This is a genomic window from Nonomuraea sp. NPDC049141, from assembly GCF_040648415.1.
In the GTDB taxonomy this organism is placed as follows: Bacteria; Actinomycetota; Actinomycetes; order Streptosporangiales; family Streptosporangiaceae; genus Nonomuraea.
On the sequence record NZ_JBEZDR010000003.1, the window covers coordinates 432,862 to 454,598 of the forward strand.

The following is a 21,737-nucleotide window of genomic DNA, read 5'->3' on the forward strand; positions in this document are numbered from 1 at the left end:
AAACAGAAAGATCAGGACAGGTCGGTGACCGGGGTCGACGGCTTCATGTCGGCCGCGTTCGCCAGTTGAGGCACGAGTACGTCGAGCGCGTACAGCAGGGCGTCCGGGCCGCTGTACGACAGCGCGCCACCGAGCGGGGTGGAGAAGTCCGTGTAAATGGTTCGGTCGGTCTTGACCACCTTCAGGCGGGAGAAGACCGGCGACGAGGCCATCTTCGCCTTGGTCGAGCCGTTGACGAACAGCACGTCCCGGTCGAGCAGGTCCAGCCGCTCCTCGCTGATGTCGCCGTTCTGGCTCTGGGCGGCGAAGCCGAGCGCGTCGAACAGCGCGCGGCGCGGGTCGCGGCCGGGGATCAGGTAGTGCTGTCCGTTCTCGGGGCCGTAGTCCACCACGAGGACCTTCCCGGCGAACTCGGGATGCGCCTGCTTCGCCTCGGCGATCTTGCCGTTGACCTTGTCGACGAGCGCCTGCGCCTGCGCGGACCGGCCCAGCGCCTTGCCCGTGGTGAGCGTCTGGACGTCCCACGGGGTCTGCTCGTCCGGGTACTTACTGGACTGGACGACCGTCGGGGCGATCTGCGAGAGCTTGTCGTACGTCTGCTTGTTGATCGTCTCGTAGATCGCGATGATCAGGTCGGGCCGCTGCTTGATGATGGCCTCGAAGTTGATCTCCGCCGAGAACGTGGGCAGCGGCTTACCGCCCAGCGCCGTCTTGACCCACGGGTAGGTGAGGTACTCGTCGAACCACTGCCGCGTGCTCACCGGCACCACGCCGAGGGCGAGGGCGAAGTCCTGGTCGTTCCACCCGACGGTGACCACCCGGGTGGGCCTCGACTTGATCGTGGTGGACCCGAACTTGTGGTCGATGGCGACGGGGAAGGCCGGATCGGCCGCCGCCGTGGTCTTCGGGGCCTGCGCGGGGCTCGAACACGAGACCAGCGCACCCACCACGAGGGCGCAGGCCACGGCGATCGCCGCGACGCGCGAGGGACGGACGGTGCCGGGAGGAGTCATCTGAGTTCCTTGTCTCTGTGCCCTCCGGCGTCTCGGTGGCCGCTGGCCGGGGGGTCGCACAGGCGGGAGTCGACGGGTGAACTTAGGATAGCATTACCTAACTTTTACCCACCCCTTGGAGGGCATGGACATGCAGCGCACCCTGCTCGGCGGAAAGATCCACAGGGCCACCGTGACCCAGGCCGACCTGCACTACGTCGGCTCGATCACGATCGACAGAGTCCTCATGGACGCGGCCGACCTCGTCGAGGGCGAGCGGGTCGACGTCGTCGACATCACCAACGGGTCCCGGCTGACGACCTATGTCATCGAAGGGCCGGCGGGTTCGGGCGTGATCGGGATCAACGGCGCGGCCGCGCACCTCGTGTCACCGGATGACCTGGTCATCATCATGTCCTACCGGCAGGTGGACGAGAGCGAGGTCAAGTCGTACGTCCCGTCCGTCGTCCACGTCGACGGGCGCAATCGGATCGTCGCCCTCGGATCGGACCCGGCCGCCCCGGTGCCGGGCGCTCCCGATCAGCGGTCCGGAAGGAAATGAGATCTTGTCAGGCGGGCAGCCGCTGGCCGGTGACCGCCGAGAAGAGCCGCTCCTTGCCCGGCAGGATGCGCAGCCGGACTCGTTCGCCCTTGGCCGGCGGCCGGTTGGGGTCGACGCGGGCGATGACGGTCTGTTCGAGGCGGGCCGGATCGGTCGTGTCGGCGTACTGGCCGTAGAGGAAGGCGTCGGAGCCGAGTTCCTCCACGACGGTGACGGTGACCGGGAAGCTCCCCTGCGTGCCCTCGCCCACCACCTCGACGCTCTCGGGCCGGAAGCCCAGGATGACGCGGTCCGCGCCTTCGTCCTTGAGCGCGTTGAGCGTCTCGCGGCTCAGCGGCACCCGCGTGTCGTTGAGGACCGCTTCGCCGCCTTCGACCGGGTACTCCGAGAGGTTCATCGACGGGGAGCCGATGAAGCCGGCGACGAAGACGTTGGCCGGGTGCTGGTAGAGCCGGAGCGGCGTGTCGACCTGCTGGAGCACCCCGTCCTTGAGCACGGCCACCCGGTCGCCCATGGTCATGGCCTCGACCTGGTCGTGGGTCACGTAGACCGTCGTCACGCCGAGCCTGCGCTGCAGGGCGGCGATCTGCGTGCGGGTCTGTACGCGGAGTTTGGCGTCCAGGTTGGACAAGGGCTCGTCCATGAGGAACACCTTCGGCTCGCGGACGATCGCCCGGCCCATGGCCACGCGTTGCCGCTGCCCGCCGGAGAGCGCCTTCGGTTTGCGGTCCAGGAACTCGTCCAGGTCCAGCAGGTGGGCGGCCTCACGGACCCGGCGGTCGATCTCGTTCTTGGGCGTCTTCATCACCCGAAGGGCGAAGCCCATGTTGTCGGCCACCGACATGTGCGGATACAGGGCATAGTTCTGGAACACCATGGCGATGTCCCGATCACGCGGCGCCAGGTGGGTGACGTCGCGCTCACCGATGGCGATGCGCCCGCCGTCCACCCTTTCCAGCCCCGCGAGCATGCGCAGGGAGGTGGACTTCCCGCAGCCCGACGGGCCGACGAGGACCAGGAACTCACCGTCATGGATGTCGAGGTCGAGCGCGTCGACCGCGGGCCGGTCGGATCCGGGATAGACGCGGGTCGCCTCTTCGTACAGGACTCTGGACATGATCTCTCCTTAGGACGCACCCTCACTCCTGCGGCCGGACGACGGCCTTGACCAGCTTGGGATCACGGGTGCCGGCGGTGAGTGCCTGTTCGACGTCGGCCAGGCCGAAGTGGCCGGTCACCAGCGCGTCCAGCTGGACGCGGCCGGCGGCGGCCAGGGCGATGGCCGCCGGCCAGGTGCCGGCATAGCGGAACGTGCCCGTCACCTCGAGCTCGCGGGTCTGTACGTGGGAGAGCGGCAGCGGGATCTCGTCCCCGCCCATGCCGATGAGGACGACGCGCCCGGCCCGTCCCACCGCGCGGATGGCCTCCCCGATCGCGGCCGGATGACCGGAGCATTCGAGCAGCACATCGGGTTCGAACCCGGCTTCGGACAGGCGGGTCTCGCCTACGTCGAGGGTCTCGCTCGCGCCCAGGTCGCGGGCGACCCCGAGCCGGACGGAGTTCACGTCGGTGATCAGCACGTCGGTCGCGCCGAAGGCGAGGGCGGTCTGCATGCACAGCAGCCCGACCGGGCCGGCGCCGGTGACCAGCACCCGGGTGCCCGGCTCGACCCGGGCCTTCCGGCAGGCCCACACGCCCACCGAGAGCGGCTCGATCAGGGCGGCGGCATCATCGGACAGCGTGTCGGGGACGGGGTGGGCGAACTCCTCGTGGGTGACGACGTACTCGCAGAAGGCGCCGTCGATCGGCGGGGTGCCGAAGAAGCGCATGCTCGGGCAGAGGTTGTAGCGGCCGGCCCGGCACTGCCGGCAGGTGAAGTCGGGCACCCCGGGCTCCACGGAGACGCGCTGGCCCACCCGATGACGGCTGACCCCGGGCCCGGTGACGACCACGGTGCCCGACGGCTCGTGGCCCAGCACCAGCGGCGAGTCCACCACGAAGTCGCCAATGCGGCCGTGTTCGTAGTAGTGCACGTCCGAGCCGCACGTCCCGACCGAGGCGACCCGCACCAGCACCTCCCGGGGGCCGGGCTCGGGCCGTGGCCGCTCCTCCAGCTGGATCTTGCCGACACCCTGCAGTACGGCCGCGCGCATGGCCCACCTACTCCCCGGTGATGGCGCCGAGGGTGAGTCCGGTGACCAGCCAGCGGCGCACGGCGAGCCCGGCGAGCATCATCGGCACGACCACGATCGTGCCGATCGCGGTGAGCTGGCCCCAGTCGATGCCCGTCTGGGTGACCAGCTGGGAGGCGGCGATGGGCAGCGTCTGGGAGTTCGGCCCGGAGAAGACGACGGCGAACGCGTAGTCGTTCCAGGCGAAGACCAGGCACAGGATGAACGTGGTGACCAGCCCCGACTTGGTCAGCGGCAGGATCACCATCCAGAAGGCCTGCCAGCGGGAGCAGCCGGCGACCAGCGCCGACTCCTCCAGCGAGGATGGCACCTCGGCGAAGAACGCGCTCATCAGCCAGATCGCGAAGGGCAGGTTGAAGGTCAGGTAGGCCAGGATCAGCCCCGGAATCGAGTCGATCAGGCCGAGCCCGCGGAAGATGAGGAACAGCGGCACCACGACCGCCGCGATGGGCGCCATACGCGTGGAGATGATCCAGAACGCCAGGTGCTTCTTCCCGCGCATGTGGGTGCGCGCCAGCCCGTACCCGGCCAGCGCGCCCAGGCCGACCGCGAGCAGCGCGGAGATGCCGGCGGCGAGCACGCTGTGCACGATGTACGGCCCGAGGTTGTTGGCCCCGCTGAACAGGTTGCGGTAGTTGTCCAGAGTCGGCGCGAAGAAGAACTGCGGCGTGGCCGCGGTCACGTCCCGGGCGCTCTTGAACGACGACATCAGCATCCACACCAGGGGGACCAGCGTCCAGAGCAGCGCCACCACGATGAGCAGCGTCACCATCCACCGCGAACGACGGCTGCTCGCCTCCAGCGGCGACTGCGCCTCTCCGCGCGGGGCGGCGGTGACCGGCTCCCGCGGCGCGGCCCCACCGGGAACGGTTTGCAGAGGTGGGGACGACGGAGGCGTCATCGAGGTGCTCATCGGGTCAACCCCCGCACATCCAGCAGCCGCACGAACGTGCGGGCGATGAAGATCGAGAAGGCCAGCATCGCCAGGCCGATGGCGGCGGCGTAGCCCAGGTCGAAGAAGCGGAACGCGGTCTCGTACAGCCGGATGGGTACGATCTTGGTCGCGTCCGCCGGGCCGCCGTTGGTGGTGACCCAGATGATGTCGAAGTAGCGGATGGCGTCCATCGAGCGGATGAGCAGCGCGACCAGCAGCACGTTGGAGATCGCCGGGAAGAGGATGTAGCGCAGCGTCATCCATCCCCGGGCGCCGTCGACGGCGGCGGCCTCCCGTACCGACTGCGGCACGCTGGACAGCCCGGCGAGGGTGATCAGGGCGATGAGCGGGGTCCACTCCCACACGTCCATGAGGACGACGGCGGCGAAGGCGCTGAGCGGGGCGCCGAGGATGTCGCCGCTGTAGCCGAACCCGCGCAGCACCCAGGCGTAGAGCCCGAAGGTGGAGTCGGTGAGGTAGCGGCCCAGCAGGCCGACGATCGACGGTGCGGCGAACATCGGCAGCAGCAGCAGGGCGAGCAGGATGTTGCGGCCGCGCAGCACCCGGAACAGGCACAGCGCGATGCCTATGCCCAGGACCATCTCCAGCCCGACGGTGAGCACGAAGAAGATGATCGTCCGCAGCCAGGACATCCACATGTCCGCGTCGGTGAAGAAGCGCGCCCAGTTGCTCAGGCCCACCAGGTCGAGCCGTACTCCGCCCAGCAGCCGGACGCGGGAGAAGCTCATCGCGATCAGGGCGATGAACGGCACGATCGACAGCGCGGCCAGCAGCAGCAGGCCGGGAGCCATCATCATGCCTTCGAAGCCGATCCGCGGCTCCTTGCGAGGGCTGCTCTTGGGCGTGGCCGTTCCGCGTACCGCCGAGGTCTGCGCCGCGTGCGTCATCTAGGCCACCCACCCTCGCGCCACGATCTGGTCCACCCGCGACTTGATCGAACGCATCGCGTTCGCGGGTGTCTCGGCCCCGCTGAGCATCGTGGACAGCTGGGTGAAGATCGCGGTGTTGCACTCGTTCCACATCGGGATCTTGGGCCGCAGGCCGATCCGCTCGGGCGTCCAGGCCTCCCGTACCGCGGCGGCCGTGAGCATGTTGGGCATCGGCGACGGCCGCTTCTCGGCCGCCCGCACTTCCGGCATCTCGTACACGGAAGTACGCGTGGGGGTGCCGCCACCGGCCTTGCTCTTGAGGTTGGCCAGTTGCGTCTCGGGGGAGGTGGCCCACACGAGGAACAGCCAGGCGGCGCCGCGCTCGTTGGGCATCGTGTTCGCGCTGATGCCGACCCCCGTGCCCCCGTACATGTTGGCCGTGGCGACCGGGCCCTTGGGCAGCACCGCGTAGCCGGCCTTGCCGGGCATCACCAGCTCGTTGCTGGCCGCGAACTCATGCCAGTTCGGGCACATCGCCAGCCGGCCCGAGCGGAAGGCGGCGCCGACGCCGTCCCAGTCCCACGTCTTGGAGGCGGGGTCGGCGATGGAGAGCAGCCGGTTGTAGAACTCCGCGCCGGCGATGGCGGCGTCGGAGTCGAGCCGGCACGGTCCGGGATCCCGCGCGCCCAGACGGCCCACTTCCTTGCCGTTGTCGAAGTAGGCGCCGCCGTAGGACCACAGCACGTTGCTGAAGTCGTTCATCAGGGAGTCGTGCTGCCTGGCCTGGTGGCCGGTGCCGTACTTGACGTCCGAGGTCGCGTTCTTGTTGAACCACTGGGCGATCCGGAAGTACTCCTCCCAGGTCCGGTCGCCGCCGGGAGTGGGGTCGAACCCCAGGTCGTTGGCCATGCGGTCGTGGTACTTGGCGAACAGGTCCTGCCGGTACTGCCAGATCATCGTCGGCGCGTCGTACGGCAGGGCGTAGTACGCCGTGGGATCGACGAACCGTCCCGCGGCGTCCATCTGGACGGGGATGAAGTCCCCGACCCCGCCGGGCAGCTTGGGCAGGTTCGGATCCGCCTCCAACGTGCGCAGGTCCACCAGCCCCCGCTGGTACGGCGCGAGCACCTGGTAGGGGTCGGCGTAGATCACCTGGTACTGGGCCCGGCCCGAGGCCAGGTCCAGGGCGACCCGCTGGACCAGGGCGGTCAGCTCGAGTGTCACGATCCTGACGTCGATCCCCGTCAGATCGGTGAACGGCTTGGTGTTCGCGGCGATGGCGGCGGTCGGGGCGGTGTTCTCGGAGATGAAGTTCAGGGTGGCGCCCTGGAACTGGCGCCACTGGTCGCTGGTGGCGGCTCGGGTCACATCACCGCGAGATCCACACGAACTCAGACTTCCGCCGACGGTCACCGCTGCCCCGGCGGCCAAGGCTCCGCGAAGAATGTCGCGTCGGCTCGGCTGGGCTGGACAGTTCACGGCCACTTCACCCCCGGTACTGCATTAGAAAAGGGCGATAAGACCATGTTTATCCCTAATCGATATTGCTTTAAATGGTGTATGTGAGATTTTCGCCGGGATTATAGAGTATTTTGGCTTTTCGTGGGTTAAGTAAAATGGTCAAGTGCGGTGCTCCGCGAGCTCCCGCACCGTGGCGCGGGCGCCCTTGGTGTGCAGCGACTCCAGCGCGTTCAGGTACGGCTCCACGAACCGCTCGTCGTCGACCAGATCGCCGAAGAGCTCCCGATTCGCGATGAACGCCGTGGGCTCCCGGCGCTGCGTGCCCGCGATGGCCGTCAACCGGTCCTTCAGCCGGTCGACGATCGCGATGGGCGCCCCCGATTCGTCGACGCCCTCGGCATAACGCGCCCAGCTCGCCACCACGGCGGCCGAGCGGCCGACCTCCCCGCCCCGGGCAAGCTGCTCGCGTACGACCGGAAGCAGCCACTTCGGGATCCGGTCCGACGACTCGGCGCACAACCGCGCGACCGTGTCGCGTACCTCGGGATTGGAGAAGCGCTCGATCAGGGTCCGCTTGTAGACGTCCAGATCGACGCCGGGCACCGGGCGCAGCGTGGGAGTGGCCTCGGCGTCCATGTAGGCGAGCACGAACGCCGCGATCGCCGGGTCGGCGGCCGCCTCGTGGACGTAGCGGTATCCGCTGAGGAAACCGAAGTAGGCCAGCGCCTGGTGCCCGGCGTTGAGCAGGCGCAGCTTCATCAGCTCGTACGGCTCGACATCCGCGACGACCTGGACCCCCACCTCTTCGAACGGCGGCCGCCCACCGGGGAAGTGCTCCTCCAGCACCCACTGCGTGAACGGCTCACAGACGACCGGCCACTCGTCCCGCACCCCGAACCGCCGGGCCACGGCCTCGCGGTCCTCGTCGGTGGTGGCCGGGGTGATGCGGTCGACCATGGAGTTGGGGAAGGCGACCTCGCGCTCCATCCAGGCGGCCAGCTCGGGGTCGGCGAGCCGGGCGAAGGCCGTGAAGGTGCGGCGGGCGACGTCGCCGTTGCCCTGGATGTTGTCGCACGACATGACCGTGAACGGCGGCACCCCCCGATCCCGCCGGCGCCGCAGCGCCTCGGTGACCAGGCCGAACACCGTGGCCGGGCGCGCTCCGGGTGCCAGATCCGCGCGGATGGCCGGTGTCTCCGCGTCGAACTCACCGGTGACGGGGTGGATGTTGTAGCCCCCCTCGGTGACGGTGAGCGACACGATGCGTACGGCGGGCTCGGCCATCTTCTCGATGACCGCCTCGGGATCGTCGGGGGCGAAGAGATAGTCGATGATCGACCCGATGACACGGGCCTCGCGGGTCCCGTCAGGGTGCTTCAGCACGAGCGTGTAGAGGCCGTCCTGCGCGGTCAGCACGTCGCGCATCCGCGCGTCGCCGGGCAGGACCCCGACCCCGCAGACCGCCCAGTCCAACGCTTTGCCCTCGTTCATCAGCCGGTCGAGGTACATCGCCTGGTGCGCGCGGTGGAATCCCCCTACCCCGAAGTGGACGATGCCCGCCGTGAGCAGCGACCGGTCATAGGAGGGGACCGCCACCTGCTCGGAAAGACCGGTCAGTGTCTCCTGCGTCAGTGTCGTCACAGCCATCGGTCCCCCTCACCGGCCCCCCTACGCTCAACATGGCCAACTCCACCCGCTTCAAACTCCTGACCTGCCTGTATGCACCGCTCGCCGTTGTCACAGCCTGAGACCGGCGGATGGGAGGAGGCGAGGATGACGGTGGTCGCGCTCGCCTCGGCGGCGAAGCCCTGCGGCGACTCGATCTCGGTGATGCCCTTGCCCATGGTGCGGATGATCCGCCAGCCGCCCAGGTACGTGCCCAGGCCGATGGTCACCCCGGCGGCGGCGATCACCCAGAGCGGCGGACCGGAGCCGGAGGCGAGCGCGCCGGTCGAGATCAGCGTGAGGGTGATGACGCCCATGGTCTTCTGCGCGTCGTTGGTGCCGTGGGCCAGCGCCGGGATGAGGATCTTCTGCAGCACCGTGTCGAAGTGCACGCCCCGCATCCCGGCCCCGACCCAGACCGCGCCGATCAAACCGCCGAACAGCGCGTGCGAGGAACTGGACGGCAGCCCGAACAGCCAGGTGAGCAGGTTCCACAGGATCGCGCCGATCAGCCCGGCGAACACCATCGGCGGGGTCACCAGCTTGTGTCCACGATGATCATCACGACGACCAGGAACGTCACGTGCTCCATGTCGCTGTCCTCATCGTTTCGACGTTTTCAGCACGTTAGGCGCACAGAATGAACCGGCAGTGAACTCCCAGCGGAAACCGGATAAATGACACCAGGGGTTGCCCGCCGTTTCCCCGCGGTTAACCTCTCGGTCATTTTTGGTGGCTTTATGGTGTGTGCGCCTTGATGGCCACGCTGGTCAGGGCGAGCAGCAGGTCCAGGTCGAGCTCGGCGTCGACGTGCACGGCCACCCAGGCGCGGTCGGAGCAGCTCTGTACCTGGTCACAGTCACGCAGATGCGGCTGCAACCGGCTGATCGCCGGAGCGGTCAGGCGTAGGCATACCTCGTCCTCGCCGGTCAGGCGGACGATTTTCGTCCGTCCGACCGTGAAGGCGACGCCTCGCCGTGTGTCGCTCAGCGCCAGCGCCGGCCAGGAACGCAATTCGGCCATCGCCCGGGCCACAAAAGGCCCGTGATGAAGGCTCGACTGTCGCCTGACGGAAATTCCTGCCATACCCCCTAATGCTGCTCCACGGCACACCGCACCGCCATCCTGTGTTCCTCAACCGTTATCCGATACGGCGCCGTGAATATCAGCTGTCGGTGTTGGCGGGGCGGCGCCAGGGGCCGGTGATCGCGAAGACGTGCCCGGGGGTCTGGGTGTTGGCGAACAGGATCCGGCCGTCCGCGCTGAAGTTGGGGCCGGTGAACTCGCTGTCGTTGTGGTCGTTGCGCGCCATCGGGTACGCCTTGCCCTTGTCGGTGACGCCGACCAGGTGCTGGATGCCCTCTCCGTCCTCCGCGAGGATCACTCCGCCGTACGGGGAGACGGTGATGTTGTCCGGCCCGTCGTAGTTCGTGTCCTGGGTGGGGTCGGAGTTGACGCCGAACAGGGTCTTCAGCGTGACCGTCTCGTGGCGCGGGTCGTAGAACCACACCTGGCCGTCGTGCTCGTTGACGCTGCCGTCGGTGTGGCGGGCGAAGCTGGCGACGAAGTACGCGCCGCCGTCCGCCCACCAGGCGCCCTCCAGTTTGCGGCTGCGGGTGACCTGGTCGTTGGTGAGCTGCACGCGGACCGACTGGGTGCGCGCGTCACGGTCGGGCACCTCCACCCACCGGACCCGGTAGCGGGTGCCGGGAGTGGTGGCCTCCGACAGGTCGGCGACGTGCGTGCCGTCGTGGGAGCAGCTCATCGCCTCCAGCTTGCCCGCGGTGTCGCCGCCGTCGGACAGCGCCAGCTTCCGCAGGGCGCCCCTGCCGCCGCGGAAGCCGCTCGGCGGCGTCCAGCGGTAGTACAGCCCGCTCGGGCCGCCGGCGTCCTCGGTCAGGTAGATCGCCGACGTGCGCGGGTCGACGGCGACGGCCTCGTGCGAGTAGCGGCCGAGGAACTTCAGCGGCACCGGGTCCTGGTTGGCCTTGCGGTCGAACGGGTCGACCTCGAAGACGTACCCGTGGTCCTTCTGGAAGGCGCCACCGGCCCGCTGCTCGGTCTCCTCGCAGGTCAGCCAGGTGCTCCAGGGCGTCTTGCCGCCCGCGCAGTTGTTGTGCGTGCCGGCCAGGCTGACGTACTCGCGGATCCGCTCGCCGTGCGCGTCCACGTCGATGTTCGTGGTGCCGCCGCCCGCGCCCGGGTCGTAGGTGAGACCGGGCAGGGCGGGCACCCGGTACGGCTCGCTGCCGCCGATCTCATGGTTGTTGACCAGCGTGGCGCCCCGGCCATGGGAGAAGCTCGCGGTCCCGTCCGCGTCACTCGGCGTGGGCTCGCCGCTCTCCAGCAGCGTCACCCCCGCCTCCGCGACGATCCGGTACGAGAACCCGGCGGGCAGGGCCAGTATCCCGGCCGGATCGGCGACCAGCGGGCCGTAGCCGAGCGGGGGCCGCGTGGCCGCGAACGCGGGGGGCCCGGCGATCGCCTCAATGCTGCCGGCGAACGCGATGCCGAGGCCGCCGGCGGTGCCGCGGCTGATGAAGGAACGGCGGGAAACAGGTGCGGACATGGGACATCTCCTCCAGCGTCGAACGTCTGCAGGAGCCGACCCAACTGCCTCAGGGGAAAGGCCGGCACCCCGCACTCCGCACCTATGGTGAACGCTGGATGAAGAAAGCGGCAGACCCGACCTGGGAAGATCGTCCGAAGATGAACGACTCGTACGCGCTGCGTTTGGAAACACGACATGTGACACTCCTAGCGTGCCGGGCATGAAACGCATCTCCCTGGCGGTGGGCGCCGTCGCGCTGGCCGTGAGTCTCGCCCCCTCGACCGGTCCCGCGTCCTATGCCGCCGCGCAGGACGGTACGGGCCGCGCCACGCTGACCGGATTCGCCGCGCTCCCGGCGCAGACCTTCGTGCCCGGCAGCGAGCCCTCCGGCGCCCAGCTCGGCACGACCCCGATCAACGGCGTCACCCCGCCCTTCGCCGGCCAGCCGGTCCAGGGCTTCAGCGGCATCGTCCGGCGCCGCGACGGCAGCTTCGACGTGCTGTCCGACAACGGGTACGGAGCCAAGAACAACAGCGCCGACTTCCTGCTGCGGGTGCACCGGATCAAGCCGGACTTCAAGGCGGGCACCGTCCAGGTGCTGGGCGGGTTCCACCTGTCCGACCCGCGCGGCCGGGTGTCCTGGCCGCTGACCAGGGCGGACCGGAAGCTCACCGGTGCCGACTTCGACGTGGAGTCGATCGTCAGGTCGGCGGACGGCACGTACTGGATCGGCGATGAGTTCGGCCCGTTCCTGCTGCACTTCTCCGCCACCGGGACGCTGCTGGAGGCGCCGATCGAGCTGCCCGGCGTCAAGGCGCCGGAGAACCCGACGCTCAACGGCGCGACGCCGAACCTGGCCGGCAGCAAGGGCTTCGAGGGCATGGCCCGCTCGGCCGACGGGCGGTGGCTCTACCCGCTGCTGGAGGGCACGGTCAGCGGAGACCCGGCGGGAACGCTGCGGCTGAACGAGTTCGACGTCCGCGGGCGGGCGTACACCGGCAAGCGCTGGACGTACAAGCTGGACAGCCCCGCTAACGCGATCGGCGATGCCATCGCGGTGGACGAGAACCGGTTCCTGATCATCGAGCGGGACAACAACCAGGGCGACGCCGCCGCGCTCAAGCGCGTCTACCTGGCTGACAAGCGCGACCGCGACCACGACGGCGCGCTGGACAAGACCCTCGCCGCCGACCTACTGGACCTGGCCAACCCCAAGGGGCTGGGCGGGTTCGGGGAGACCTTCCGCTTCCCGTTCCAGACCATCGAGGACGTCGTGATCCTCGACGACCGCACGCTCGGCATCCTCAACGACAACAACTTCCCGTTCTCGTCCGGACGGACGGCGGGTCAGCCGGACAACGACGAGTTCATCACCGTCCGCCTGCCCTTCCGCCTGCACGCTCGATGACGACGAGGGGGCGGGCCCGGCCCGCCCCCTCCCGCCGTCGCGGTGGCTGGTACGCTCCAATATCCTTATAAAAGGACCTTTGATCATATAACGGTCAGAAGGGTCGCGGGAGTGTCAGAGCACCATAACGGTTAAAGAACGGCAGGCGTCACATGGGTAACGGGCACTCAGTATGGGTCGCATGGCGGTCCCCTTGAGCGCACCCGGTGGCGGCCCGACGTCCTACATGGAACGAGCCAAAACCGAGTTCGCCACCTGGTCCGTCCTGGCCATGGCACACGCTCCCGACGCCGTCGTCTTCACCGTGGGCGACATCGAGATCCTCCGGCTGACCGGCCGCGACACCGCCCGCCTCCACTTGACCCGGCCCGTCGTCGAACGCCTGCACGAGGCGCTCGCCTCCTCCGCGCACGTTCACCTCGCCGCACAGGACGGATGGATCGCCCTCCGGCTCGACACGCGCGCCGACCTCGATCTCCTGGTGGCGCTGGTCAGCCTCGCGATCAAGGCCAACACCGACCCCGCCTGACCGCGACGGCCGCCCGGATCAGGCGTTGAGCGCGTTCAGGAGCCGGGGCTTGGCGGCCTTCTTCCAGACCGGCGCGAGGTCGCGTAGTGCCGCGTCGGCCGCGTGGCGTTCGTCGGCGAGCAGCAGGCCGAGGGTGAAGGCGTCGGCCACCCGCAGGCCCGGACGGGTGGCGAGCTGGGTGAGCTCCTGCTGGGCGACCAGCGCGTCCTGGCGGCGGCCGAGGGTCTCCTGCAGCCGTTCGGCCTGCTTGGCGAGCTTCTTGGCGGGCTTGCCGAGCACCGGGGTCGCGGCCTCGGCGGTGTAGCGGGCGCGTTTGGCGGCCTTGCGGGTGGAATGCAGGGCCCTGTCGCGCTCGGCGCCCTCGGGCAGTCTCTGGGCCTCGGTGTACCTGGTGAGCACCTTGCGCCAGCTCCTGGCCACCAGGCGGGGCGTCTGGCGGCTCGCCTTGCGCCCGGCCCGGTCCTGGAAGGGCGGGTCGGCGATGAAGTCGTCGACGGCGGCCAGCAGGGTGAAGTAACGCGGCGCACTCAGCGTCTGCCTGAGCGTCTGCCGGGCCTTGCGTTCTCGCGTGGCCAGCAGGCCGGGCCAGCGCGCGTTCCCGAGGCCGCCGTCCTGGGGCTGCCCGGCCAGTCGCTGGTCGAACCGGGCGGTGAGCACTTCGAGATCGCGCACCGTGCCCAGCTCACCGGCCAGCCATCTCAGCTCCGCCTCCAGCGGGGCGACCCGGTCGCCGTCCAACAGCCGGGAGTGGGTACGCAGCACACTGCGCATGCGCCGTACCGCCACGCGCATCTTGTGCACCGAGTCGTCGTCGTGATCGGCCAGCCGGACCAGCGGATCGTAGCCGAGCATGCGCTCGCGCTGCCGCCGCAGGTACGCGGCCAGGGCGGCGCCGGCGCTCCGCCCCGAACCCCGGTCCGCGGCCGGAGGCAGGTCGTCGCCCAGCACGCGCGCCAGCTTGGACACCGACGGGGACGGCGTCGCCCCGGCCGCACGCAGTCTGCGCTCGACGGCGTCCAGTACGCCGGTGGACCCCTCGACCAGCTCGACCTCGATCTCGCGCCACGACGCCGGCCGGCGGTCCCGGTCCAGGCGGCGGCCCACCACCTGGTCGTCGGCCACCTCGGCCGCGACCTTGCCGCCGTCGTCGTGCAGCCGCCGCACCGTGCGGGTGGTCTCCAAGGTGACGACCGGGACGAGTTCGTGTCCGCGTACGTGGGCCGCGACGAGTTCGGCCAGCTGGACGGGCACGTGATGGACGTCGGCGCCGAGCGGCGCGTGGACCTCCCGCCTGGCCCCCTTGGCCATCGGCAGCTTGAGATGCCACCCGGCGTCCTCGCCGCCCTGGCGACGGCGCAGGGTGATGCCGTGGGTGGCGAGGGTCAGGGCCGCAGTGTCGACGTACTCCGCAACCAGCCGCCACGTCTCCGGCTCGTCCGCCGTCATCTCGCCGTCCGGGCCGGTGAGGTCTCCGATCTCGACGTCCCCGTCGACGTCGTACTTGCATTCGATTTCCACGCGGCTCGCCATCACCGTGCTCCTCGACTACAGACAGGTCGGCGAGCACCCACCTACCCCATCGAAGGCCCCGAAACTGCAGCCTGGTGACCTTCGGTGACGGATCATGTAGCGTCACGGGAAACGTGCGACGCTACCGGAGGTGCGGTAGATGGTTGAGGAGCGGCGACCCGACGCGACAGGCGAGCACGACAGAAGGCAACTGGTCCGGGCGGTGATCGCCTCCGCTGTGGGGACCTCGATCGAATGGTACGACTTCTTCCTGTACGGCTTCGCCGCCAGCACCATCTTCGCGAAGCTGTACTTCCCGACAAGCGAACCGACGACGGGACTCCTGCTCGCCCTCGGCACCTACTTCGGCGGCTTCGCCGCCCGCCCGATCGGTGCGGCGATCTTCGGCCACTACGGCGACCGCATCGGCCGTAAGGCCACCCTGATCATCACCCTGCTGACCATGGGCATCTCCACCGCGCTCGTGGGCCTGGTGCCCACCTACGCCCAGATCGGGATCTGGGGCGGCATCCTGCTGACCGTCCTGCGCCTGCTCCAGGGCATCAGCGTCGGCGGCGAATGGGGCGGGTCAGTCCTGCTCGCCACCGAGTGGGGCAAGTCGCGCGGCGGCCGGCGCGGCTTCCTCGGCAGCTGGCCGCAGTTCGGCGTCCCCGTCGGCCTCGTGCTCGGCTACACGGCCCTGCAGGTGTTCCAGCCGCTCGACCCCTACTGGGGCTGGCGCATTCCGTTCCTGCTCAGCATCGTGATGGCCGCCGTCGGCCTCTACATCAGGCTCGGCATCCTGGAGACGCCCGTCTTCGCCAAGCTCCTGGCGGAGAACAAGGTCGAGCGCGTCCCTGTACGCGAGGTCATCGTCAGGAACTGGCGGGAGATCGTGCTGAGCGCGTTGCTCCGCACCGGGCAGCAGGCGCCGTTCTACATCTTCACCGTCTTCATCCTGACCTACGCCACCAAGACGCTGGGCTTCGCGGCGAGTGACGTCTACCTGTACGTCATCGTGGCGGGGATCGTCTCCCTGTTCACCGTGCCGTTCTGGGGGTACATCTCCGACCTCGTGAACCGCAGACGGCTGTACATCGTGGGCGCCGCGGCCATGGTGGTCTGGTCCTTCATCTACTGGCCCCTGCTGGACACCCGCGTCCCCGCGCTGGTCTTCCTGGCCATCGTGCTGGCCGCGCCCATCCACGACATCCAGTACGGCCCCCAGGCCACCTTCATCGCCGAGAGCTTCACCGGCCGGCTGCGCTACAGCGGCGCCTCGCTCGGCTACCAGCTGGCCTCGGTGACGGCGGGCGGGCCCGCGCCCCTGATCGCCGTCTGGCTGTACACCACCTACAAGAGCTCGTTCGCCATCGCCGTCTACATGGCGATCTGCGCGCTGATCAGCCTCGTCGCCGCGCTCGCGCTGAAGGATCGCTCACAGCACGACTACGCGGTCGAGTACGACGAGGTGGCCTAGCCGAGCGCGTGGTCGAGGTTGAAGGCGGCGCTGATGAGGGCGAGGTGGGTGAAGGCCTGCGGGAAGTTGCCGAGTTGCTCGCCGGTGTGGTCGATCTCCTCGGCGTACAGCCCCAGGTGGTTGGCGTAGGTGAGCATTTTCTCGAAGGCCAGGCGGGCCTCGTCGAGGCGACCGGCGCGGGCCAGGGCTTCGACGTACCAGAACGAGCAGATCGAGAACGTGCCTTCCTGGCCTTCCAGCCCGTCCGGGCTGGCCTCGGGATCGTAGCGATAGACCAGCGAGTCGGAGACCAGCTCGCGGCTGAGGGCGTCGAGGGTGGACAGCCACTTGGGGTCGGTGGGCGAGACGAACTTGGCCAGCGGCATCATCAGGATCGACGCGTCCAGGACGTCCTCGTCGAAGTGCTGGACGAACGCCTGCAGCGTGGTCGACCAGCCGCGTTTCATGATGTCGTGGTAGATCGCGTCGCGGGCCTGCCGCCAGCGCCGTATGTCGGCGGGCAGCCCCCGATGGGAGGCCATGCGCATGGCGCGTTCGATGGCCACCCAGCACATCAGCCGTGAGTAGACGAAGTTCTTGCGCCCGCCGCGGGTCTCCCAGATGCCTTCGTCGGGTTGGTCCCAGTTCTCGCAGACCCATTCCACCAGCGTGCACACCTGCTCCCAGCGGTCGCTGGAGATCGGGGTGCCCCACTTGTTGTAGAGGTAGATGGAGTCGAGGAGCGCTCCGTAGATGTCCAGCTGGAGCTGGCTGACGGCGGCGTTCCCCACGCGTACCGGGGCCGATGCCCGGTAGCCCTCCAGGTGACTCAGCTCGCTCTCCGGCAGGTCGCTGCGGCCGTCGATGCCGTACATGATCTGCAGCGGGCCGGTGCGGCGGTCGCCGTCGGAGCGGACGTGCGTGGACAGGAAGCCCATGAAGGCCTCGGCCTCCTCGGTGAAGCCGAGCCTGAGCAGGGCGTACACGCAGAAGGCCGCGTCGCGGACCCACACGTAGCGGTAGTCCCAATTACGGCTGCCCTTCAACCGCTCGGGAAGGCTGGTCGTGGCCGCGGCGACGATCCCGCCGGTCGGCGCGTAGGTGAGCAACTTCAGCGTGAGGGCCGAACGGTGGACGACCTCCCGCCACCGGCCCCGGTAGCGGGAGGCGGACAGCCAGTTCCGCCAGAACCGTACCGTCTCGGCGAACTGCGCCTCCGCCTCCGCCATCGGGCAGCCCCGTGGCGGGACCCCGTCGCCGATCCGGTCGAGGGAGAACACCGCGCTCTCGCCCTCCTGGAGCTCGAACCGTGCCCAGGCGTCGCGCCCGTCGGTGTCGATGGGCACGCTGGCGGACAGGTTGAGTGAGAGGCACGCCGACTCGAAAATCGTCGAGCCGCCCTGCTGGCGGACCGTGTGAGATTGCCGGGCGTAGTCGAAACGGGGGGCCACCCGGGCGCGGAACGGCAGAGTGCCGCGGACGCAGGCGACCCGGCGGATCAGCCGGTGCCGATCGGCCTCGCCGGAGTCGCCCACGATCGGCATGAAGTCCTGGATCTCACCCACCCCGTCGACGGCGAAGAAGCGGGTGATCAGGACAGTGGTGTCCGGGAAGTAGAACTGCTTGGTCTTCGCCGGGGTGTCGGCGAACAGCTCGAACGAGCCGCCCTTGTCGGCGTCCAGGATCGAGGCGAACACGCTGGGGGCGTCGAAGCTCGGGCAGCAGTACCAGTCGATCGTGCCGTTGGTGCCCACGAGCGCGACCGTGCGCAGGTCACCGATCAACCCGTGCTCTCCGATCGGCAGATACCGGGAGTCCTCGGGGTAGTCGCCTGGTCCAGCGGTCATATCCGTTTTCTGCCACTATGCGGTCGAACTATGCAGGTTGCGAGGTTAGGACATGTGCTTTATCTGTACTTCCGGCTGACAGGATGATCCCCGATTGCGTAGGACAAGAGACAATCGAGGGCAACAAGCATGATTTCGCAGGTCAGGCTGGGAAGAGGGGTCGCCTTATCGGTAGGCGTCCTGCTTCTGGCCATGTCGGGTGCCACCGCCGCCGGGGCCGTGACCGGGACGGCCGCCGTCGCGTCGCCCATCACCGTCGAGACGGCCAAGGACACCTATCTCAGCCAGGACGCCCCCACCCGTACGCACGAGAGCTACACCTGGCTCTCGGTCTGTGCGGCGACGTGTGACGGCAAAGCCGATGCGGAGCGCCGCGCGCTGGCTTCGTTCACCGTCAGCGGCGTGCCCTCAGGGGCCAAGAACGTCAAACTCTCGCTGGAGGTGACCGCCACCCGTACCACCGACACGACGATCGCCGCGAGCAAGGTCACCGGAAGCTGGGCCGCGGCCACGGCGAACTGGGCCAACAAGCCGGTCTTCGGCACGGCCATCGCCACCGCGAAGGGCCTGGTCAAGGACGAGACCAAGAAGCTCGACGTCACCTCCGCCTACACGGGTAACGGCACCTACGCCTTCGGGCTCTCGTCGACGGCCGGCGCGCAGGGCGTGCTGCACTCGTCCCACTCGACCACGGGCAAGGGCCCCCGGCTGGTGGTGACGTACACGACGGCCCCCACCCCGACTCCCACGGCGACCGGCCCCCTGCCGTTCGATCTGCCGGCCAAGAGCACGCTGCGCGCCTCCGCCAAGAAGGTGTTCGCGCACTACTTCACGCCGTACCCCATCTCCTTGGACAACAAGGAGGGCAGCGTCGACTACTACGCCAAGAACTACCTCAACCCGGCCGGCGAGAGCGGTAAGCACGCCGCCTACGGCGGGCTGCTGCGCGACCGCCCGAAGCCGCGCGCGGCGCTCTCCGGCGACTACCAGCTTCAGGACATGGAGACCGAGGTCAAGACGGCCGCCGCGGCGGGCATCGACGGCTTCATCGTGGACATGCTCTCGCTGAGCAGCGCCAACTGGACCCGGCTCAAGCTGCTCGTGAAGGCGGCCGAGGCGGTCGACAGCGGCTTCACCATCGTCCCGATGCCCGACATGACCTCGCTGTCGGCCGACGCTGCGACGCTCGCCGCCTCCCTCGCCGAGCTGGCCGCCTCGAAGTCGAGCTACCGCCTGCCCGACGGGCGCGTCGTCGTGTCGCCGTTCAAGGCCGAGGCCAAGACCGCGGCCTGGTGGGCGGACCTCATCGACATCATGAACACCAAGTACGGCATCAAGGTCGCCCTCGTGCCGACGTTCCTGAACTTCTCCGCCAACGCCTCGGCCTTCGCCTCCATCAGCTACGGCTTCTCCAACTGGGGCAACCGCAGCCCGGCCGGGCAGACGGGCATCGCGAGCAACATCAAGAAGGCGCACGACCTCGGCAAGATCTGGATGCAGCCGGTCTCCGTCCAGGACGAGCGCCCGAACCAGAGCATCTACGACGAGGCCCTGAACACCCAGAACCTCAGGACCACGTGGGAAGGCTCGATCAACAACAGCGCGGACTGGGTCCAGCTCACCACCTGGAACGACTTCTCCGAAGGCACCCAGTTCACCCCGTCCCCGCACAACGACTCGGCCTACCTGGACATCTCGTCCTACTACCTGACGTGGCTGAAGACCGGCAAGGCCCCGGCGATCGTCCGGGACACGGTCTACCTGACGCACCGCACCCAGCTCGCCGCGGCCAAGCCCACGGGCGGCCAGACGAAGCTGATGGCGCCGCGCTCGGGCACCAGCACGCCCAGGGACGATGTCGAGATCCTGTCGTTCCTCACGGGCGCCGCGACGGTGAACGCCACCATCGGCGGCACGGCCAAGACCTACTCGGCCAAGGCGGGCCTGCAGGCCCAGCTCTACCCGCTGGCCAACGGCACCAACAAGGTCTCCGTGGTCCGGTCCGGGACGACGACGGTCACCGTCACCTCGCCCTGGACCGTGGTGGCCGCACCCGTGGTGCAGGACCTGCAGTATCACGCGGTCAGCAGCGGACGCTGATCGGCTGACAGAAAGGGCCACCCGAATCACTCGGGTGGCCCTTTCTGTTTGTCTTCCGGCTGTCAGCACCTCCTGCCGGTGTTGATGCAACGGACGACGGTCTTCATGAGCTGCTTGGACATCACCTCGATGGCGCCGGCGTGGTCGGTGTTCGGGCTCTGCTGCTCGCTGGCGACCCCGTCCAGTGCGAACGGGACGTTCGTACCTTCGGGCTGGGTGTTGGGCACGTTGCCGTAGACCAGCGTCATGCGTAGCTGCGGTACGGCCTTGGTCCCGCTCGGGCAGGCACCGTTCTCGTCGGGGAAGACGACGTGGGTACGGTGGTCGGCGCTGTCGAGGTTCTGGCCGTCCCAGCAACTGGGCATGTCGAGGATGCGGACGACAGCGCTGCCGTCCGGGCAGATCGGATACTTGTCGGTCAGCCTGTCGGTGAAGCCGGTGCAGCTGAACGTCGGCCGGGCGTTGTCCGCGCTGGCGGCCGGGGCATCGGCTGGGGCATCGGCTGGGGCATCGGTCGGGGCGTCAGTCGAGGTATCGGCCGGGACGTCGGTTGCGACGTCAGTCGGGAGGTCGGTCGGAACGTCGGTCGGCAGGTCGCTCGGAACGTCCGTCGGGAGATCGCTCGGGGCGTCGGTCGGGACGTCAGTGGGGGCGTCCGTCGAGGTGTCGGCCGGGGCGTCGGCCGCGCTGTTGGTCACTGCCATCGCGTCGCCGGTGACCAGCCTGAGGAAGCGGGGCGCCGCCGTGACCCGCGACGTGGCATTGCCGCGGAACTGCAACTGCACCGCGGTGGGCAGCACGGATGTGCTCTTGCCTCCCGTGAGCACCTGCAGGGCCGGCCAGAAGTAGCTCGACTGGTCGGCGCTGAAGCGGCAGGTGGTGTCCGCGGCGGCCAGGCTCTCGTTGGTGGAGAAGGCGTCGGTGGACTCGTTACCCACGTAGTTGTTCACGTGCTGGGCGCCGTTGGACACGCCCGGAGCGATGATGACGTTGTCGGAGTTGGTGTGGCCCTCCTGGCCCGTACCGCACCTGGAGACGAAGGTGCCGCTGGACGCGGTCAGCTTCGGCTGCTGTACGGGGGAGACCGCCTGGATGTCGATGAAGTCGTCGGCCGACGGACCGGCGCTCTTGGCGGCGGCCGAAGACTTGGCGGCGGCGGAGCTCAGCTTGCAGGTGGACAGGGCCTCAACCTGGAGGTTGGGGCGTGCCGCTACCCGGCCGATGGCGGTGGCCATGCGGTTGATGGTGGCGGTTCGTTTGTCGGCCAGGGGGCCGAGGATGGCGTTCTGGATGAAGTTGGGGCCGCCTTCACCGGCTGAGGTGACCAGGCGTTTGTTGGCTTCGGCGATCTGAGTGTCGAGCAGGGCGAGGTTGCGGTCGATTTCGGCCTTGGCCGCTGCGGGGACCTCCGGAAGTTTGTCCGCGACGCTCGGGCAGGTGATCGTCTTGCTGCCGGTGCTGGGAGGTGCGGTGGTTCCGTCATCGGACGGAGGGGAAGTGGGGGACTCGGGGGCGGCGGTGGCAGTGGCGCCGCCGCTGCTGAGCTTGCAGGTGGACAGGGCCTCAACCTGGAGGTTGGGGCGTGCCGCTACCCGGCCGATGGCGGTGGCCATGCGGTTGATGGTGGCGGTTCGTTTG

18 protein-coding genes are annotated in these 21,737 nt (G+C 68.9%); 5 read left to right on the forward strand and 13 right to left on the reverse strand.

The window, feature by feature from the left end:
* Positions 1-11: 11 nt before the first annotated feature.
* Positions 12-1,013: an ABC transporter substrate-binding protein gene (locus AB0B91_RS10520; protein WP_358318014.1), complete on the reverse strand. Its 1,002-nt coding sequence runs from the start codon at positions 1,011-1,013 to the stop codon at positions 12-14.
* 130 nt (positions 1,014-1,143) lie between these two features.
* Between AB0B91_RS10520 and panD the strand changes: the two genes are divergently transcribed.
* On the forward strand, positions 1,144-1,554 hold the full coding sequence (gene panD / locus AB0B91_RS10525) for an aspartate 1-decarboxylase (protein ID WP_358318336.1): 411 nt from the start codon (positions 1,144-1,146) through the stop codon (positions 1,552-1,554).
* Positions 1,555-1,561: 7 nt separating this feature from the next.
* Here panD and ugpC read toward each other — a convergent pair whose 3' ends face one another.
* The 9 genes from ugpC to AB0B91_RS10570 all read right to left on the reverse strand — a co-directional run bounded on the left by ugpC (position 1,562) and on the right by AB0B91_RS10570 (position 11,265).
* Positions 1,562-2,671, reverse strand: coding sequence for a sn-glycerol-3-phosphate ABC transporter ATP-binding protein UgpC (gene ugpC, locus AB0B91_RS10530; protein ID WP_358318015.1), 1,110 nt, complete (start codon positions 2,669-2,671; stop codon positions 1,562-1,564).
* A gap of 22 nt (positions 2,672-2,693) precedes the next feature.
* Positions 2,694-3,707 (reverse strand): NAD(P)-dependent alcohol dehydrogenase, encoded by a 1,014-nt coding sequence (locus AB0B91_RS10535; RefSeq protein WP_358318016.1) that lies wholly within the window; start codon positions 3,705-3,707, stop codon positions 2,694-2,696.
* Between the two features lie 7 nt (positions 3,708-3,714).
* Entirely contained in the window at positions 3,715-4,659 is a 945-nt protein-coding gene (locus tag AB0B91_RS10540; RefSeq protein ID WP_358318017.1) for a carbohydrate ABC transporter permease, read from the reverse strand.
* On the reverse strand, positions 4,656-5,588 hold the full coding sequence (locus tag AB0B91_RS10545) for a sugar ABC transporter permease (RefSeq protein WP_358318018.1): 933 nt from the start codon (positions 5,586-5,588) through the stop codon (positions 4,656-4,658). The genes AB0B91_RS10540 and AB0B91_RS10545 overlap by 4 nt, the downstream gene beginning before the upstream one ends.
* Positions 5,589-6,938, reverse strand: coding sequence for an extracellular solute-binding protein (locus AB0B91_RS10550; protein WP_358318019.1), 1,350 nt, complete (start codon positions 6,936-6,938; stop codon positions 5,589-5,591).
* Between the two features lie 252 nt (positions 6,939-7,190).
* Complete coding sequence (locus AB0B91_RS10555; RefSeq protein WP_358318020.1) at positions 7,191-8,678, reverse strand: mannitol dehydrogenase family protein; 1,488 nt, start codon at positions 8,676-8,678, stop codon at positions 7,191-7,193.
* Positions 8,669-9,235 carry an inorganic phosphate transporter gene (locus tag AB0B91_RS10560; RefSeq protein WP_358318021.1) on the reverse strand — a complete coding sequence of 189 codons (567 nt, stop codon included), beginning with the start codon at positions 9,233-9,235 and terminating at the stop codon, positions 8,669-8,671. Before AB0B91_RS10560 ends, AB0B91_RS10555 begins: the two co-directional genes overlap by 10 nt.
* A gap of 199 nt (positions 9,236-9,434) precedes the next feature.
* A complete protein-coding gene (locus tag AB0B91_RS10565; protein WP_358318022.1) occupies positions 9,435-9,719 on the reverse strand; it encodes a luciferase family protein in 285 nt (94 codons plus the stop codon).
* A gap of 142 nt (positions 9,720-9,861) precedes the next feature.
* Positions 9,862-11,265 (reverse strand): alkaline phosphatase PhoX, encoded by a 1,404-nt coding sequence (locus tag AB0B91_RS10570; RefSeq protein ID WP_358318023.1) that lies wholly within the window; start codon positions 11,263-11,265, stop codon positions 9,862-9,864.
* A gap of 202 nt (positions 11,266-11,467) precedes the next feature.
* On the opposite strand from AB0B91_RS10570, the gene AB0B91_RS10575 reads away from it, so the two are divergent.
* Positions 11,468-12,655 carry an esterase-like activity of phytase family protein gene (locus AB0B91_RS10575; protein WP_358318024.1) on the forward strand — a complete coding sequence of 396 codons (1,188 nt, stop codon included), beginning with the start codon at positions 11,468-11,470 and terminating at the stop codon, positions 12,653-12,655.
* 181 nt (positions 12,656-12,836) lie between these two features.
* Positions 12,837-13,184 (forward strand): luciferase family protein, encoded by a 348-nt coding sequence (locus tag AB0B91_RS10580; protein WP_358318025.1) that lies wholly within the window; start codon positions 12,837-12,839, stop codon positions 13,182-13,184.
* An 18-nt stretch (positions 13,185-13,202) separates the two neighbouring features.
* Here the strand turns inward: AB0B91_RS10580 and AB0B91_RS10585 are convergent, their stop codons facing one another.
* Positions 13,203-14,714 carry a CYTH and CHAD domain-containing protein gene (locus AB0B91_RS10585; RefSeq protein ID WP_358318026.1) on the reverse strand — a complete coding sequence of 504 codons (1,512 nt, stop codon included), beginning with the start codon at positions 14,712-14,714 and terminating at the stop codon, positions 13,203-13,205.
* A 139-nt stretch (positions 14,715-14,853) separates the two neighbouring features.
* Between AB0B91_RS10585 and AB0B91_RS10590 the strand changes: the two genes are divergently transcribed.
* The gene (locus AB0B91_RS10590; RefSeq protein WP_358318027.1) at positions 14,854-16,173 is read left to right on the forward strand and encodes an MFS transporter; all 1,320 of its coding nucleotides are present in this window, start codon (positions 14,854-14,856) and stop codon (positions 16,171-16,173) included.
* On the opposite strand, the gene AB0B91_RS10595 is transcribed toward AB0B91_RS10590, so the two are convergent.
* Complete coding sequence (locus AB0B91_RS10595; protein WP_358318028.1) at positions 16,170-17,999, reverse strand: glycoside hydrolase family 15 protein; 1,830 nt, start codon at positions 17,997-17,999, stop codon at positions 16,170-16,172. The genes AB0B91_RS10590 and AB0B91_RS10595 overlap by 4 nt on opposite strands.
* A 192-nt stretch (positions 18,000-18,191) precedes the next feature.
* On the opposite strand from AB0B91_RS10595, the gene AB0B91_RS10600 reads away from it, so the two are divergent.
* A complete protein-coding gene (locus AB0B91_RS10600) occupies positions 18,192-20,099 on the forward strand; it encodes a glycoside hydrolase family 71 protein (protein WP_358318029.1) in 1,908 nt (635 codons plus the stop codon).
* A 62-nt stretch (positions 20,100-20,161) separates the two neighbouring features.
* Here the strand turns inward: AB0B91_RS10600 and AB0B91_RS10605 are convergent.
* The coding region (locus AB0B91_RS10605; protein WP_358318030.1) for a DUF1996 domain-containing protein at positions 20,162-21,737 on the reverse strand (1,576 nt) is incomplete at its 5' end.